Source organism: Streptomyces sp. NPDC031132 (assembly GCF_055570595.1).
On the sequence record NZ_JBVIGX010000059.1, the window covers coordinates 1 to 1923 of the forward strand.

Genomic DNA, 1923 nt, shown 5'->3' on the forward strand with positions numbered 1-1923 from the left:
TGATCCTCGTGGTCGGCATCGCCATCGACCTGCTCATCTTCAGCCCGGTCGAGCGGTGGGTACTGCGCAGCCGCGGCCTGCTGGTGAAGAGCTGAACCAACGGTTTCACATGCCGTACATGGACCGGCTTGCCCCCCGCCCCTAACCTCGTCGGCATCGCAGCAGGAAGCCTTCTCACTGCGCGCCGCCACCTCGATCTGGGCAGGCCGGCGAGCGCTCTGTGTCCGGTCACCCCGGCGCAGCGGTAATCACGCCCCTTCGCACAGGGTCCCCGTCCGGCATCGCGCACCGGCCCGCCCTCCGAAGGGCCCGGCCGGCCGATGCCCCACTCCCGTCTCTCTTCCATCCCTCCACGGCAGTCGCCCTGCCGTGCCCGTACGAGCTGCGGAACCAGGAGAAGACATCCCATGAGCGACAACAGCAGACCGCGGCTGAGCCGCCGCGGGTTCCTCGCCGGTACGGCGGCCACCGCGGCCGCCGCGGCGGTTCCCGCGATCGCCCAGGTGGCGGCAGCCGGTCCGGCCGCCGCCGCGACCCGGCCCAACATCCTGCTCATCGTCACCGACGACCAGCCCAAGCACACCGAATGGGCGCTGCCGAAGACCACGGCCTGGCTGGCCGACCAGGGCGTGAAGTTCACCAACGGGCACGTCACCACCCCGCTCTGCTCGCCGTCCCGGTCGTCGGTGCTCACCGGCCGCTACGCCCACAACCACGGCGTCCGCAACAACCAGGCCTCCTACCGGCTCGACCAGAGCACGACCCTGCCCCGGTACCTGAAGCAGGCCGGCTACCGCACCGGCCTGTTCGGCAAGTGGCTCAACTCCTGGACCCTGTCGGACAATCCGCCGCACTTCGAGGAGTTCGCCCTGCTCCAGCCGGGCTACGTCGACGCGCAGTGGAACGTCAACGGCACGGTGCAGACGATCGACGGCTACACCACCCACGGTCATCAAGAACCGGACGCTGAACTTCCTCCACAAGGCGGCCGCCGACACGCGGCCCTGGTTCGCGTACGTCACCCCGTACGCCTCCCACGGTCCGCGCACCCCGGAGGCGAAGTACGCCGGGACGGCCGTGCCGGACTGGAACGGCAGGCCTTCCGTCCCGGAGAACGACCGCAGCGACAAGCCGGCCTACATCCGGAACGCGACCGGGACGCTCGCCGACGGGAAGCAGATCCGCGCGGAGCAGCTGCGCACCCTGCTCACCGTCGACGACACCGTCCAGGCGTTCAAGGACAAGCTCGGGGCGCTCGGGCAGCTCGACAACACCCTGGTCATCTACATAGCCGACAACGGCTTCGGCTGGGCCGACCATGGATGGACCAAGAAGTCGGTCCCGTACCGCCCCGCGCACGAGGTGCCGTTCTACCTCTCCTGGCCGGCCGGCGGCCTGGGTGCGGGGACCACGGACAGCCGCGTCACCGCCAACATCGACATCGCCCCCACCGTCCTCGACGCGGCCGGGATCACCCCGCCCACTCGGTGGACGGCAGGTCCCTGCTCTCCTCGTACAGCCGCGACCACCTGCTCGTCGAGTGGTGGGCGCAGGGCGCCAACGCGGGTGGCCCGCCCACCTGGTCGTCGTACGTCGCCAACAACGAGCAGTACACCGAGTACCACGACCTCACCACCGACGGCAACGGCACGGTGTCCGGCACGGGACAGGTCAAGTTCCGCGAGTACTACGACCTCGCGGGCGACCCGTACCAGCTGACGAACAAGCTGTACCAGGTCACCCCGGCGGACGAGCAGAACCTGGGCATCCCCGCCCTGGCGGCCGCGCTCGCCGCGGACCGCACCGCGTAGCACGATCCGGCCGGGGGGGGGGGGGGGGGGGGGGGGGGGGGGGGGGGACCACCCCCCCCCCCCCCCCCCCCCCCCCCCACCCCCCCTCCCCTTTCTCTTTCCCCCCCTCCCC

General features: G+C 71.0%; 1 protein-coding gene and 2 pseudogenes. All 3 read left to right on the forward strand.

Annotation, left to right across the window (positions count from 1 at the left end):
- A pseudogene (locus tag ACZ49B_RS37450) lies at positions 1-95 on the forward strand (ABC transporter permease); the annotation flags it as partial.
- A 312-nt stretch (positions 96-407) separates the two neighbouring features.
- A pseudogene (locus ACZ49B_RS37455) lies at positions 408-833 on the forward strand (sulfatase-like hydrolase/transferase); the annotation flags it as partial.
- Positions 834-966: 133 nt separating this feature from the next.
- Complete coding sequence (locus ACZ49B_RS37460; RefSeq protein ID WP_468315372.1) at positions 967-1719, forward strand: sulfatase-like hydrolase/transferase; 753 nt, start codon at positions 967-969, stop codon at positions 1717-1719.
- Positions 1720-1923: the final 204 nt, after the last annotated feature.